This window comes from Oceanobacillus jordanicus, from assembly GCF_022095695.1.
Classification (GTDB): Bacteria; Bacillota; Bacilli; order Bacillales; family Amphibacillaceae; genus Oceanobacillus_B; species Oceanobacillus_B jordanicus.
Genome location: NZ_JAIFZM010000003.1, coordinates 221,565 through 236,325, shown reverse-complemented (window position 1 = coordinate 236,325; position 14,761 = coordinate 221,565). Strand labels below are relative to the sequence as shown.

Here is a 14,761-nt window from a genome sequence, read left to right as displayed (position 1 = left end):
TAAGAGTAATTTTTATATTGGAGATGAAATCAATGATAAAGGTATTACACAAAGCGATTGAATTAAGAGAAACAGAAAATCATAAAGAATCGAACCAGTTATTAATTGAATTGGTCAAGGACTATCCGAAAAACGCGTCCATAAACTATCAATGTGCTTGGAGTTTTGATTTGTTGGGAGAAGAAGCTAAAGCAGTCCCCTTTTATGAAAAAGCGATTGAGCTTGGATTGGAAGAGAATGAACTACAAGAGGCCATATTGGGGTTAGGTAGTACTTACAGGACACTAGGAGAATATGAAAAGTCAAAATTAACCTTACAAAAAGGACTTGAAGCTTTCCCGCATAATAAAGCAATTCAAACATTTTATTCAATGACCTTATATAATTTAAAGGAACATAGTAAAGCTATGAAATTGTTATTAAGATGCTTAGTTGAGACAACATCAGATGAGAAAATAATAAGCTATAAAAGAGCCATTCATTTCTATTCCGATAAATTAGATGAAACTTGGTAGAGGTTCTATACTGTTGCAGCAATCCTAAGAATAGACATCGGTAGTTTGAATTCAATGCAGAGCCGTAAGTTTATCGTGCATTAATAAGTTCTCTCTAAATAGGCCATTAAAGTCTATGGTGAATAATATTTATTTGAATTTAGGAGGGGTTTTATGGAACTAACTTATTCGCGGTTACCATAAACTAAACAGAAAAATCGAGTTCATTACAAAGCCGACTAAACAAAAGGAGTAGGGAATAAAGGTAGCACATTTCAGAGACTCAGCAGGCTCACTGATTTATATAGAGACTGATTTGAACAGGAGGTATTAATGTGTTAAACGTGAAAGCATTAGAAGAGGAAGACTATGAATTGATCAAAGAAGCAGAGAAAGTCATTGAAAAGAATTATATATATGGACGCCATCACATTGGTTCGGCAGTTCGAGCTAAGTCAGGAAAGGTGTACGCTGCAGTACATTTAGAAGCAAATGTGGGAAGAATAGCTGTATGTGGGGAAGCGATGGCTATGGGGAAGTCCATATCAGAAGGGGACCATGAATTTAACACAATAGTAGCGGTAGCTCATCCCCATCCGCACGAAGATATAGAAAAATGCTGGGTCGTGGCACCTTGTGGGATGTGTCGTGAGTTAATTAGTGATTATGGTAGTAATACTGACGTAATCATCTCGTATAATGATACGTTAGTGAAGTGTAATGTAATGGATTTATTACCAGAAAAATATTAGGCAATTAAACTAAAAGAATGGTTAACAGGACTGGGGGGTCTATAATATGCCTTATAACTGGGTAACCTGTTCACCACCAGAGGTGAGAGGTTTCGTTTTTAATCTTCTAGGTGAAATAAAAGAGGTTATAAAGGAAGACTTTAATGGTTGCTATCTACACGGTTCCTTAGCAATGGGGGGATTTAATCCAAAAAGTAGCGATATTGATATTCTGGTTGTATCTAATAACTCTCTAACTTTAAAGACAAAAAGGGACTTAGCAAAGCTGTTACTTGCAAGTTCAAGTAACCCTTTTCCGTTAGAATTAAGTGTTTTAACTATAAAACAATTAAGAGATTGGAAGCATCCCTGTCCATTTGATTTTCATTATAGTGAGTGGTGGAGAGCTGGTTATGAAAAGGACTTAGCAAAAGGCACCTCCCATTATTTAAACGACGAGATTAAGACAGATCCCGATTTAGCTGCACATATAACGATATTGAACCACAGAGGAATCTGCATAGAAGGGAACCCTATAATGGAAGTCTTTCCCTCTGTTCCTCGGTCTGATTATCTATCATCCATAATGGGAGATTTTCAAGATTGTTTAGAAGGCATTGAAGAGGACCCTATCTATTGTACGTTAAACCTTCTTAGAGTGCTTTGGTATATTAACGATGACGTCATCTCATCAAAACAGGAAGCTGGTAACTGGGGGATATCAGCACTACCTTTGGATGTACGGTATACCATTCAAAAAGTGTTGAAGTGTTACGAGTCTACTAAAAGTAAGTGTGATTTTGAGAAAAAGGAACTTTTAAGAATTAGAGACTTTATTGAGAGTACGGTTCAAGAGTTAACCTAGCTTGAATATAAATTCATCATCAAATATTTGATATGACAAAGGTGGAGGTTGAGGGGTGAAAAATAGAATTATATGTGATAAGTACATAGTTATGGGGATTATACTTTTACTCATAGTTTTAGTCGGTTGTGAGGAAGAGGAAGATATTGTTACTAAATTCAAGCATCCAAAGATGGATCAAACTTTCCAGATTGTAAACGCTTATAAACTGTATGATGAGTTTATAGAGAAGGCATTAAAAGAGGATCAGCAAGAAAATATAGAAGCATTGTATGAAACAAAGGTTATGGATCCTATTTATGATCAATGTATTGCTGATGGAGAGCATAAGCAGGTGATGGATTTAGTATGGGACCAATCTTTATCTAATCTTAAAGACACTCAAAAACTTATTGAGGGTATTGATTCAGAGAGCATAAATGGGGCTATTAAAGAGGCATTAATAAAATCTTCTAATTTGTTACCTTCTGAGATAGAGAATACCGTGTGTGTGTTTCCAACCTTAGGTGAGGAGTCCCCTGTTGGCTTCAATGTTGGGGCAGGAAAGATTTTGCTTTTCCATAGCAGTTATTTAGATGAAGAGGATTATAAAATAACTACAGCGCACGAATATCATCATAGTGTATGGACAGAGAAATTCTATGATCAGAATGATTATTCTACAGTGTTAGAGAACTTGGTTTTTGAAGGGAAAGCAGTAGTCTTCGAAGAACTCGTCTATCCTGAAATGTATTCATATTCGACTCCCGTGTATTCCACTTATGATAAAAATCATTGGAAATTAATTGAAGCTGACTTAAATCGGGGGGACTCTGAGCGAAGTTTAGAAGTCCTTTATGGAGAAGGGGAGCTACCTCCATACTATGGGTATAGTGAAGGCTATAAAATTGTAATGAACTATCTTGAACAGTATCCGGATTTAGAGCCAGATGAGTGGCTGGGGATAAATGGTAAGGAAATTTTTGAAGAGGGTAATTACCTTTCTAATTATGAATAGGTACTGATTTAATAAAATACACAAAATAAAACGAGATTGGGACAAAAGGAAATTAAACAAGAAAAAAACGGACGTTAAAGCGAATTATTGCAGGGAAAGTTCGAACTATTCCGATAGCCCCTAATTTTTTGGTATCTGAACCACACTTTAGCGAAGGAAAAATACGGAGACTCCAGTGGGAACAGCACGAGTCCGAAGGCCCCGCAAGAAGCGATTTTTGCTTCTGAGGAGACTAAGGACGTGCCCACGGAAAGTGGAGTATTTTCCGGAGCGGTAAGTAGGCAGTTTTTTATTATTGTTCGCGTTTTAAAAAGACTGGGACGTTATGTCCCAGCCCCGTTTTTGTATATATGTTTTTTATAAATACAGCTCAAACCAGCGACAAATATGATTTAGTCTTTCTTGACGCATTGCTGGTTTTCCGCTTCTGCTAAGCTCATGGTTAGCACCAGGGAAACGAACGAATTCAACCTCTTTACGCAAATGTTTCAAGGCAATGAAAAGTTGTTCGCCTTGTTCAACAGGACAACGGAAATCTAATTCCCCATGCAAAATCAATAGAGGAGTTTCTACATTTTCCGCATATTTTAAAGGAGAAATCTCCCAAAGCTTCTCCGGGTCATCCAATAGGTTAAGACCATGCTCCCATTTTGTAAAGAAGAAACCAATATCACTTACACCGTAAAAGCTTAGCCAGTTGGATATGGAACGTTGCGTAACAGCTGCTTTGAAGCGATTTGTATGACCAACAATCCAGTTCGTCATGAAACCACCATAACTTCCACCAGTTACACCAAGTCGATCCTCGTCAATATAGCTATAGTTGTCTAATACATAGTCTACAGCTATCATAAGATCTGTATAATCTCCACCACCATAGTCAGAGCGACAAGCATCCACAAATTCCTGGCCGTATCCGTGGCTTCCTCTTGGGTTTGTGTAAAGCACGACATATCCTCTTGCTGCTAAGAGCTGCATTTCAAAGAAGAAGGTTTGGCCATACATTGCATGTGGACCACCATGGATTTCCAACACAAAAGGATATTTTTTACCTTCTGTAAAGCCATAAGGTTTTAATAGCCATCCTTGTATTTCCTTCCCATCATCTGCTTTAACAGAAATCGTTTCGGGCTCTGCAATGGCTACTTCCTCAAGAAAAGCGCGATTGCTTTTTGTTAACTGTGTAAGTGTACCGTCTTTTTCCAAGTAATAAAAATCACATGGATTTGTAGCAGAGCTAATACCTAAAACAAAGGCTTCCTTATTCTGATCATAGGAGAAACCAAATACATGGTTATCCTTTTCATAGAGGGTGGTCAGTTCTTTATCCAAGGAAACTTCGTAAAGTCCAGTAGAACCTTGATCTGTTGCGATGAAGAACAAGCTTTTCTCATCTTTTGTCCAGACAGGTCCTACTTCTGATTGCCCTAGACGTGTATCACCGATCATCAGGTCACCAAGCTGTATGTCCCAACTTTGACTAAGGCAGGTACGCTCACCTGTCTCAGGATCAAATACGTAGATTTCTGTTAGCGTGGCTCCAGCATATTCAAACCCATGGCCAAAGCTAACGATTTTATCACCACTTGGTGAGAAAGAGGCACTATGGTATCCACCTTCTCCATCCGTTAGCTTTTTACGTTCTTTTGATTGTAGGTCAAGTAAAAATAAGTCATTTGATAACTCATAATCTGCATCAGCATTTAGATTAGCTGCAAATAAAAGCTGTTTACCATCTGGTGAAATATCCTGGAAACTATGATCAGCATCATCACGTGTTAGTTGAGTAAATGTGTTGTTTTCCACATCTAATACGATAAGCTGAACTCGTTTGTTATCATGAAACCCACTGGAATCTGACTTATATTTCAGACTATTCACGATAAGTGGCTGCTTTTTCTTTGCTTCTTGTTCCTTTTGTCGTTCTTCCTTAGATTGTTCTTTTTGGTTATGTAGATCGTCATCTTTATCGAGTGAGGCATGGAAAAAGATATACTTGCCATCTTTAGACCATGTTGGGCTTGATGCACCATTTTTAAACGTAGTTAGCTGTCTTGCTTCCCCGCCTTCTGTTGGCAACATCCATAACTGAGATAATCCACTTCTAGTAGATTGAAAGACGGCTCTCTTTCCATCAGGTGAATAACGGAGGTTGCTATTTTTGACATCTCCAAAGGTCCATTGTACAGGGGTCTCGCCCTGAATGGATTGTACAAACAAATGAGAGTTGTAATCATCATTATCATTTGCTGTTGTGGAAACATAGCTATAGAAGTTTCCGTCAGGTGAAATCTGAGGATCACTGTAAACTTCTAATCTAGTTAAATCTTCTGTTTTTAATGCACGTTTTGTGCTTGTCATAAAATATCCTCCCTATATATCGAAATTTCTGTATTTTTATATTTTAAACTATTTCGAGTACCGAATCAAATGTTTATGTTAGGCTGTTTTCTGCAATTCCCTTAAATAGGCCTCTAGTTGACTAGGTGAAGTAAAGACATGTATTGCTGTGTCTTCTAATTTTGAAAGACGCTCATAGACAAGTGGGGCTTTCTTTTTATTATACGTACGTACCCAGTTGAAAAACTCCCAATCAAGCCTTTCTTTACAGTCTTTCCCCATATCAGGACGAGTCTTATTATGATATTGTAAGCGTCTCTTGACGATTCCATAAAGGCAACGAAGTGTCTTGTAATGCAAAAAGATAACCGTGTCTGCCTGTTGTAAGCGGAATTCCATTGTCGCATTATAGTTTCCATCTATAATCCAATCATCAGTCTCCTGTATCTCCATCGTTTTTTCAATTAGTTCATCACGTCCGATCGGCTCCCAATTAGGTTTCCAAAAAATTGCGTCTAGATGGTAAACAGGAATATCTAGTATTTCGCCAAGCTTTCTCGCTAATGTAGATTTGCCAGCACCCCCACTTCCAATGATTGCAACTTTCCTCATAACATAACTCCCTTCCTAAATATATGGACAAGCAAGAAGAATTATTATAACATAATTTTCTAAAAATACATTCCTTTTATTTCACAAAACAGGGTTTAAGATTAATCATTCGATCTCGTGTTATAGTAAAGGATAATTTAAAAAGGAAGGAGAAGTTGTGATGAAGAAAGAAGAGATTCTCCACAAACTCACACACCATACCGCTGGAATCCTCGGAGCAGAAGACCTCTATAAATATGCCATCCTTCTTCCGTTAGTGGAAAAAGAAGATGGGATCCACCTTTTATTTGAAGTACGGGCAGCTAGCTTAAGAAGGCAACCTGGAGAAATCTGCTTTCCTGGCGGGAAAATAGACCCTAGTGATGCAAGTGCCCAAGATGCAGCTCTTAGAGAAACCGAAGAAGAATTAGGGATAGAAAAGGAACGGGTTTCTCATGTTCTTCCATTAGATTACCTTGTTTCATCCTTTGGCATGATTGTCTATCCATACACAGGAATAATAGACAGTACTTCAGATGTGATTCCTAATCCCACCGAAGTGGATGAAGTATTTAGCGTGCCATTGCAATTTTTTCTGGATAATCCGCCACAAATTCATTATGTGAATGTTGCAATGGAGCCAGAGGAGTCATTTCCATTTGAGCTCATCCCTGGTGGAAAAGACTATGAATGGGGAACAAGTAAATTTGCAGAACACTTCTATGTCTTTGGGGATAAAGTTATTTGGGGCTTAACGGCAAGAATTATTCATCACTTTGTAGAAAGATTGGAGAAGACTTGAGAGTGAAAGAGTAAGACGGTCATTTCCACTTCACTCTACTATCTTTTGTTACAATTGATAGGGAATAATTTTACTAGAAAGAAGTGTAGAACATGAAGAAATTGCTTACTATTTTGCTGTTAACAGGATTAATATTAATGGGGGCTTGTACTAAGGCTGAGGGTGAACAAGGTGTAAAAGATGACGCTTCGTCAAATAAAGATGTTGAGTCTAAAGAAGACAATGTGGTTTCAAAATCCTCCAACAACAAACAAGAAAATGTAGGAAAAACAAATGCCACTGACTCAGAAGACTCTTCAATAAATGAGTCCACTGATACTACTAAAACAGATAGTGGTTCAGCTTCTGAAGATACTGAGGTTGGGCAAAATGAAGAAGCTACTAAAAATGAGTCTCTTGGCACGGACTTGAATGTAGAAATGTACTTAAATGAGCATTATGCCATTGAAAATACCCACTATAGCTTAGATACCTGGGAAAATGAAGAAACAGGAAGAACAGAGTATATTGTTCGTATCATGCCTAATACTGAACAATTTGGGGAAGAGATAGAAGAGGTTTTTGAGAATGGTAATCCTTATATGGATGATGAGCGAACGGAAAATATGTTTAAAGTAGCGGAGGAATTATTAGTAGATTTACCACAGTTAGATGATAAGGTTCATATTGAGTCGGTTCTTTGGAGTACTGCTGAGGACGACGAGTTTCCCATTCTATTAATCCAGGATAGGGCGCAAAGTACAATAAACTAATAATAGATAGTGAATAGACTCACTCCAAAAGGAGGAATCAAGTTGATTCGGTGTGTCGGCATAACAGATGAAAATACAATCGAAAAAGATATAACTATACGAGATGTCACCCAAAATAAATATAAATGGTTCTGGGTAGATTTTGACAAACCGACAGATGAAGAGATAAACCATCTATCCAATACATTTGAATTTCACCCATTAGCGATTGAAGATTGTATTCAAAAACTCCAAAGACCAAAACTGGATTACTACGAGGATCACACATTTTATGTCGCCCACTCTGTACGAGAACAAGAAAGAGAAATTATAAGGGACGAGTTAAATTTTTTTGTGAACGAGAATTTTATCGTAACGTTTCATCGTACTGAGGCTAAAGAGGTTAACCATGTTTGGGAGAAGATTCATACTGGTAAGAATACGGATATTTGGGATACTTTCTATGTGTTTTATCAAATATTAGACAAAATAGTAGACAACTACTTTCCACTCATTTATAAACTGGAAGATGAATTGGATTTAATTGAAAATAATACACAAGACAGATCAATGAATGATTTAATGAGTGAATTATTTGATATACGAAACATGTTATTGAATTTAAGGCATTCTGTTAATCCGATGCGCGATTTGTTATACAGGATGTTAAATTCCCATCATTTAGTTGAAATTAAAAACAGGAGGGAATACTTTTCTGATATTTATGATCATCTTTTGAAATTAGCAGAAATGGTCATGTCTAATCGGGAAGTAACTGCTGATATAAGAGATAGTTACCTTTCTCTTAACTCACATCAAACGAACAATGTTATGAAAGTCTTGACGATTATTACATCCATATTTGCTCCATTAACATTGATAGCGGGAATATACGGAATGAATTTTGAAAATATGCCTGAATTAACTTGGAAGTATGGCTACTTTTTTTCCATTATATTAATGATCGTCATTGCGTTTACTATGTTTCTTTGGTTTAAAAGAAAAGGTTGGTTTAAGTAACGCACCAGTAGTGAAGGGTTAAGTCAGAGCAAACTGTAAGTTTTTTAGTTTGAAATTTAGAAGCTATAAGTAAAATGCCGAGCGTTTAATCGAAGCCTTGTCGGTGGCTCGAGTTTAAATACGCTCGGCATTTTTAGATCTTTTAAGATTAATTACTTACTTTGTCAGGTTCAACTATATTGGCATCTGCAATGTAAGCTTGTTGAAGTTGCTTCGTTATCTTACCTGGCTTGCCATCAGCAATCTGCTTATCGTCTACAGAAATAATGGGCATAACTTCCGATGTACTGCTAGATAACAGTATTTCATCAGCTGTCGCGATATCTTCCACAGTAAAGCTTTCTTCAATGAATGGTATCCCCAAATCATTAGCAAACTTTTCAACACGCATACGGACACATCCGTGCAAGATATTATTTGTAGCTGGATGGGTGTAAATTTTTCCGTCTTTTACTAAGTATACATTGGAAGAGCTACACTCTGTTACCAATCCATTTTTATGTAGGATTGCTTCGTAGCAGCCATTTTCCTTTGCTTCTTGTTTTGCAAGTACGTTAGGTAGGAGGTTCAAGCTTTTTATATAGCAGTTCTCCCAACGAACATCCCGCTGGGTAATCGTAGCAACGCCAGCGTCCATCTTTTCTGTGTTGCGTGGTAGATCCTGTATATATGCATATACATTTTCCGGGATCCCCTCAGGAAAAACATGATCTCTCGGAGCCGACCCCCGTGTAACCTGTAAGTAAACCTTGCCGTCTTTATTCATCTTATTTCTTTCCAATAGTTGTAATAGTAATTGAGTCATTTCTTCCTTTGTAGCGGCAAGATTAATTTTCACCGCAGCTGCCGAACGAAATAATCGATCCACATGCTCTTTAAGTAAATAGTATTCTCCATTATAAATGCGAATCACTTCATAAATGCCATCGCCAAATTGAAGCCCGCGTTCTTCATAAGGATATTTCAAGTTATCTCGGTGAGTGAAGCTTGATTGTGTCATAATAATTGGATAAACAGCCATGCGATTTCCCCTCCCTAAATCTTATGCCTATTCTATAACTTCTCCGAATAGATGTAAATTGGAATCTCAAAAAAATTATTATGGAAATGTAGTCATAAGAAAAAGGGTGAAATAGCTTTAGAGAGTTGCTTTAACTACGTTCTTAATAGGGATTTTCTAGTATTCTGTCGAAAAAAGTAAAATTTTCTCTTGCATTCTCTTAAAAGCCTTGCTATAATCAATAATGCATTCAAAAAAACAACGTAATTGTTGTTAAACAAACTTATATTCCATGCGGGTGTAGTTTAGTGGTAAAACCTCAGCCTTCCAAGCTGATGATGAGGGTTCGATTCCCTTCACCCGCTCCATACATATGTCTTAACGCAGTGTTTCGTAATCTAACTTACGGGGTGTTGCGTTTTTCATTTGTCTAAAACTTATCCCCTCACTTGAATCAGGGGTTTCCCCATAGTATCCTTAAGGCAACTATTGAGAAATTGAGGGATTGATATATGAAGGATTTAATTCAACAATTAAAACGGATTGATAATAAAGGGTATAAAGCATACAAAGATTTACAAGGGAAATATAGTTTTCCTGACTTTGACCTGTTTCTTGATTATGTACAAGGAGACCCATTTGCATCTCCTTCTCGGCTGCGAATTATGATTCCAAAGCAGAAGCGGGGAATTAATCAAGAATGGCTGCAAACAGCTCCTAGAAAAATAGCAGCAGAGGATGCAATTGCACGTAGTGTCGGAAAAGCGGTAGGTAAGAATGAGATTTCAATTAAAGGCTCAGGGAAAAGCGGTAATATTTTCTTTGACCGACCTGGTCAGGAAGTGTTGGAGAGAAGTGCTGTACAACTTACTTCAGATACAATCACCATCTGCCTTTCGGTCGGACTTCCTGCAAATGGCAGAAGGATTAATGGGAGAGAGGCAGAAAAGTTATTTACGAAGGCTATTCCTGAGCTTGTTCGAAATTCGGTTTTTACTATTACCGATCAAATGATTACTGAAGCTATAGAACTTGCAGACCAGCAGGAAGCAATTCGTGAACAAATGCGACAGCATAACTGGATTGCTTTCCTAGCAAATGGCTCGATTTTGCCAAGAGAGAGTGGCATTAGCAATCGACCTATGAAGCAAGCAGTCCCTTTTCAAAGCCCCGCACAATCTGAGGTGGAGATTTCTATCCCACATAGGGAAGAACCAATCCGCGGGATGGCAATAGAAAAAGGTATCACATTAATTGTGGGTGGCGGCTATCACGGTAAGAGCACAATGCTTCAAGCAATTGAGCGTGGTGTATATTATCATTCAAAGGGTGATGGAAGAGAATATGTCCTGACAGATCCGGATGCGGTGAAAATTAGAGCAGAGGATGGTAGGAAAGTGACAGGGGTTAATATTTCCCCATTCATTAATAATTTGCCACATAAACAGCAAACAACGTTCTTTTCCACAGAAAATGCGAGTGGAAGTACCTCTCAAGCTGCAAACGTGATGGAGGCACTGGAAGTTGGTGCTACGACATTACTAATCGATGAAGATACGAGTGCCACTAATTTTATGATTCGGGATCACCGCATGCAAAAGTTAGTTAAAAAAGATCAAGAACCTATTACGCCATTTATTGATAAAATTAAGCAAATGGATGAACAACTAGGCGTATCTACTATATTGGTTATGGGTGGATCAGGTGATTACTTTGCAGTAGCCGACAAGGTGATTATGCTGGAAACATACCGGCCTGAAGATGTAACAGAAAAAGCGAAGCAAATAATGAATGATTCGCCGCTTGAGCGAGATTTGGATGTTACGGAGAACTTTGGCAATGTCACGGAACGCTATTTCATGCCTCAATCATTACAGACCCAAAAGGGGAAACGTGCAAAGGTACAAGCAAAAGGACTCTCCACTATATTGATGGGATATAATGACATACAATTTGCTGACACGGAACAGTTGGTGGATCAATCCCAAACGAGACTGATCGCAGATATTATTTTGCATCTTGACCAAAGAAATGTATTGGGCAATAAGTCGTTGAAGGATGTTGTGCAATATATTGATGACCAGTTGAATCAAAAAGGGATCGCGGCATTCAGTCCATTTAAAAATCAGCATCCAGGTGATATTGCGAGACCGAGAAAGTATGAAATAGCAGCAGTGATCAACCGATTACGCACAGCGGCTGTGAAACACAATTAGAAAGGAGGCGGAGCCAATGGATACAGCGCAGCTTAAAAAAGATATTATTGCTTACAGTAAGAAAATAGGGATTGATAAAATTGGCTTTGCCTCTGCCGATGTGTTTGGAGAATTAAAAGAAAGATTGCGCAGACAGCAGGAATTATCCTACCAATCAGGCTTTGAAAAAGGAACCGTTGAGGAACGAACAGAACCTGAAAGGTTATTGCCTGAAGCAAAATCAATCATTTCGATAGCACTTGCATATCCTTCTCGTATGAAAGGTGCTCCAAAGAGTACGAAGGAAGAGAGGCGTGGCCTTTTTGCCAGAGCTTCTTGGGGAACGGATTATCATGTTGTCATGCGTGACCGCTTAGAAAAGCTGGCAGCGTTTATTAAAGAACAGGTTCCAGATGTGGCTAACCGGTTAATGGTTGATACAGGGGAACTTTCAGATCGCGCTGTAGCAGAACGTGCCGGCATTGGCTTCAGTGGAAAAAACACTTCAATTATTACACCTGAATTTGGTTCATATGTTTATTTGGGTGAAATGATAACCAATATTCCATTTGTACCCGATGATCCAGTTGATGACAGTTGTGGGGAGTGTACCAAGTGTATTGATGCTTGCCCGACTGGTGCCATCGTACAGGGCGGCCAATTAAACGCACAGCGTTGTATTGCATTTTTAACACAAACAAAGGATTTTCTGCCTGATGAGTTCCGTACTAAAATTGGTAATCGAGTATATGGTTGTGATACATGTCAAGTTGTCTGTCCTAAAAATCAAAAGATAGACTTTCATATACATCCTGAATTTGAGCCAGAACATGACGTATCAAAACCAGTGTTAAAACCGATGCTACGTATCTCCAATCGAGAATTCAAAGAAACCTTTGGTCATATTTCTGGTTCTTGGCGTGGTAAAAAGCCTATACAACGTAACGCATTGATAGCACTAGGACATTACAAGGATAAAACAGCTGTGGACGACATCATTAAAGTCATGCGCACTGATCCTAGACCTGTGATCAGAGGAACGGCTGCATGGTCTCTAGGTAAAATCGGAACAGAAGAAGCATATATGGCAATACGAGAAGCAATGGAATCAGAGCAAGATGAACAAGTGCAGGTTGAAATGGAAAAAGGCATGGCATTTCAAGAGGTGTATCAAGCCAAGACATAATTGTTCATTATTATGGTTTTTGACAAGTCCCCTCCCCATATAGTAATGGTGGAGGGGATTTTTCATGGAAAAATTAAAAGCATATTGGTTGGACTTTTTACAGGAAGAACGTCGGGAAGAAAGTTGGTGGGATAAGAAGAAAGCGTGCTGTGAAAAACGAGGTGCAAAGATCGTTCGAGTGGAAGGGAAGGGGCATTTATTCCGAAAGTTTCGGTACGATAGCGAAACAATGTATGAGTACAGACTTCACTTTTCTTATCTTACGAAGCAGAAAGATAAGCTATATTTGGAAGAGGAGGTAATTCCATATACCTTTAAAATGGAAAAGGGCTCGATTGTAGAGCATAAGAGGGGTAGCACACCAAAGGTAAAGTCACCTTTATCAATTGCTCCGAACGCGAATCGTGCGTCAAACCAAGAACGAATGCGTTTTACCTATGATCGACTGGCGGCGGTTCAATACGCTGAGCGTTGGTGGAATAGTTATAATCCCAACTTTCGTAAATTTGATGTGGATTGCACAAATTATATATCACAGTGCCTGTTAGCTGGTGGAGCTCCCATGCGAGGAGCACCAGTCAGAGAACGAGGCTGGTGGTATAACCAGGATAGCTGGAGTTTTAGTTGGGCCGTGGCTCATTCAATGAGATGGTACTTAAGTGGATCGACGGATGGCCTGCAGGGAAAAGAAGTTAGCTCTGCAGAAGAATTGGCGCCAGGAGATATCATTTGTTATGACTTCCAGGGGAATGGCAGATGGGACCATAATACAATTGTGGTGACAAAAGACGCAGCAGGAATGCCGCTTGTTAACGCACATACAGATAACAGTCGAAACCGGTACTGGTCTTACGAAGATTCCACAGCCTGGACGCCCAATATTCAGTATAAATTTTTTCGCATTGGTTCGTAGTAATGCTATAATAAATAGGCTACTCCCATACGAGGAGGAGTTGATTATCGAACAAGGAGATTAGATCAGTGAGTATACATGTCGTTTTATTTCAGCCAGAGATTCCTGCAAACACTGGAAACATAGCGAGAACTTGCTTGGCAACAGGAGCAACATTGCATCTTATTCACCCACTAGGCTTTAGTACAGAGGATAAAATGTTACGAAGAGCGGGGCTGGACTATTGGAAAGATGTAGATGTTCAAGAACATGCTAGCATAGAGGAACTATATGAAAAGCATCCTAAAGGTTCCTACTACTATATAGAAAACTTTGGTACAAAGCATTACACAGATTATGATTACAGCAATGATAAAGATGATTTATTTTTTGTTTTTGGAAGAGAAACGAATGGCATTCCACATGAATTGCTTGAAGGCAAAGAAGATAGATGTCTACGCATTCATATGAATGACAAGGTTCGTTCATTAAACTTATCCAATACTGCAGCTATCATCGTTTATGAGGCTTTGCGTCAACAAGGCTTTCCAGACCTCACATAAAAAAACCGCCATATTGGCGGTTTTTTATTGATCTTTTTTAGGTACGGCTGGTTTTGATTCATATCCAGATGTGAACATTGATGTCATAAATGTTAAGATAACGCCAATTAAAAGTGCAAGCTTCATTGTTATGCCTCCTTATGTAGGTAAAAAAGAGCGTCTTTTTGATTATGTCCCTATTATAACGAATTATGTTTATAATGTGAACTAATGCAAGCAATTTGCTTTCATATTTTTAGAAAAGACATAACTTTTCTAGCTTTGAATAGACGGAAGATTTTAATAATAGTAAAGGTTGGAACATTATATTGTTTCAGTATATAAAATAGGGTATATTAGTTGATGAAAGTCATT

14 protein-coding genes and 1 tRNA gene are annotated in these 14,761 nt (G+C 38.4%); 12 read left to right on the top strand and 3 right to left on the bottom strand.

Going from position 1 to position 14,761, the window contains the following annotated elements:
* The first annotated feature begins 32 nt into the window (after window positions 1-32).
* The 4 genes from K3T81_RS05205 to K3T81_RS05190 all read left to right on the top strand — a co-directional run bounded on the left by K3T81_RS05205 (window position 33) and on the right by K3T81_RS05190 (window position 3,087).
* Window positions 33-515 (top strand): tetratricopeptide repeat protein, encoded by a 483-nt coding sequence (locus tag K3T81_RS05205; RefSeq protein ID WP_238018666.1) that lies wholly within the window; start codon window positions 33-35, stop codon window positions 513-515.
* Window positions 516-829: 314 nt separating this feature from the next.
* Window positions 830-1,246 (top strand): cytidine deaminase, encoded by a 417-nt coding sequence (locus tag K3T81_RS05200; RefSeq protein ID WP_238018664.1) that lies wholly within the window; start codon window positions 830-832, stop codon window positions 1,244-1,246.
* Between the two features lie 46 nt (window positions 1,247-1,292).
* Window positions 1,293-2,090 (top strand): aminoglycoside adenylyltransferase domain-containing protein, encoded by a 798-nt coding sequence (locus tag K3T81_RS05195; RefSeq protein WP_238018663.1) that lies wholly within the window; start codon window positions 1,293-1,295, stop codon window positions 2,088-2,090.
* A 55-nt stretch (window positions 2,091-2,145) separates the two neighbouring features.
* On the top strand, window positions 2,146-3,087 hold the full coding sequence (locus tag K3T81_RS05190; RefSeq protein WP_238018662.1) for a DUF2268 domain-containing putative Zn-dependent protease: 942 nt from the start codon (window positions 2,146-2,148) through the stop codon (window positions 3,085-3,087).
* Window positions 3,088-3,444: 357 nt separating this feature from the next.
* Here K3T81_RS05190 and K3T81_RS05185 read toward each other — a convergent pair whose 3' ends face one another.
* Together K3T81_RS05185 and K3T81_RS05180 are read right to left on the bottom strand one after the other, a co-directional pair.
* A complete protein-coding gene (locus K3T81_RS05185; protein WP_238018661.1) occupies window positions 3,445-5,448 on the bottom strand; it encodes a S9 family peptidase in 2,004 nt (667 codons plus the stop codon).
* Window positions 5,449-5,526: 78 nt separating this feature from the next.
* Window positions 5,527-6,039 (bottom strand): DNA topology modulation protein, encoded by a 513-nt coding sequence (locus tag K3T81_RS05180; RefSeq protein ID WP_106896210.1) that lies wholly within the window; start codon window positions 6,037-6,039, stop codon window positions 5,527-5,529.
* 160 nt (window positions 6,040-6,199) lie between these two features.
* On the opposite strand from K3T81_RS05180, the gene K3T81_RS05175 reads away from it, so the two are divergent.
* The 3 genes from K3T81_RS05175 (at window position 6,200) to corA (ending at window position 8,571) form a co-directional block, all read left to right on the top strand.
* A complete protein-coding gene (locus tag K3T81_RS05175; RefSeq protein WP_238018660.1) occupies window positions 6,200-6,820 on the top strand; it encodes an NUDIX hydrolase in 621 nt (206 codons plus the stop codon).
* A gap of 92 nt (window positions 6,821-6,912) precedes the next feature.
* Window positions 6,913-7,572 carry a hypothetical protein gene (locus tag K3T81_RS05170; protein ID WP_238018659.1) on the top strand — a complete coding sequence of 220 codons (660 nt, stop codon included), beginning with the start codon at window positions 6,913-6,915 and terminating at the stop codon, window positions 7,570-7,572.
* A 42-nt stretch (window positions 7,573-7,614) separates the two neighbouring features.
* The gene (gene corA / locus K3T81_RS05165) at window positions 7,615-8,571 is read left to right on the top strand and encodes a magnesium/cobalt transporter CorA (protein ID WP_238018658.1); all 957 of its coding nucleotides are present in this window, start codon (window positions 7,615-7,617) and stop codon (window positions 8,569-8,571) included.
* A 148-nt stretch (window positions 8,572-8,719) separates the two neighbouring features.
* Here the strand turns inward: corA and dat are convergent, their stop codons facing one another.
* The gene (gene dat, locus K3T81_RS05160) at window positions 8,720-9,592 is read right to left on the bottom strand and encodes a D-amino-acid transaminase (RefSeq protein WP_238018657.1); all 873 of its coding nucleotides are present in this window, start codon (window positions 9,590-9,592) and stop codon (window positions 8,720-8,722) included.
* A 273-nt stretch (window positions 9,593-9,865) separates the two neighbouring features.
* On the opposite strand from dat, the gene K3T81_RS05155 reads away from it, so the two are divergent.
* From K3T81_RS05155 to trmL, 5 genes are all read left to right on the top strand, one after another.
* Window positions 9,866-9,939, top strand: a tRNA-Gly gene (locus tag K3T81_RS05155).
* Window positions 9,940-10,083: 144 nt separating this feature from the next.
* Window positions 10,084-11,787, top strand: a complete 1,704-nt coding sequence (locus tag K3T81_RS05150) for an ABC-ATPase domain-containing protein (protein WP_238018656.1) — start codon at window positions 10,084-10,086, stop codon at window positions 11,785-11,787.
* Window positions 11,788-11,803: 16 nt separating this feature from the next.
* Window positions 11,804-12,952 (top strand): tRNA epoxyqueuosine(34) reductase QueG, encoded by a 1,149-nt coding sequence (gene queG / locus K3T81_RS05145; RefSeq protein ID WP_238018655.1) that lies wholly within the window; start codon window positions 11,804-11,806, stop codon window positions 12,950-12,952.
* Between the two features lie 64 nt (window positions 12,953-13,016).
* Window positions 13,017-13,865: an amidase domain-containing protein gene (locus K3T81_RS05140; protein WP_238018653.1), complete on the top strand. Its 849-nt coding sequence runs from the start codon at window positions 13,017-13,019 to the stop codon at window positions 13,863-13,865.
* Between the two features lie 68 nt (window positions 13,866-13,933).
* On the top strand, window positions 13,934-14,407 hold the full coding sequence (gene trmL, locus K3T81_RS05135) for a tRNA (uridine(34)/cytosine(34)/5-carboxymethylaminomethyluridine(34)-2'-O)-methyltransferase TrmL (RefSeq protein ID WP_058950763.1): 474 nt from the start codon (window positions 13,934-13,936) through the stop codon (window positions 14,405-14,407).
* Window positions 14,408-14,761: the final 354 nt, after the last annotated feature.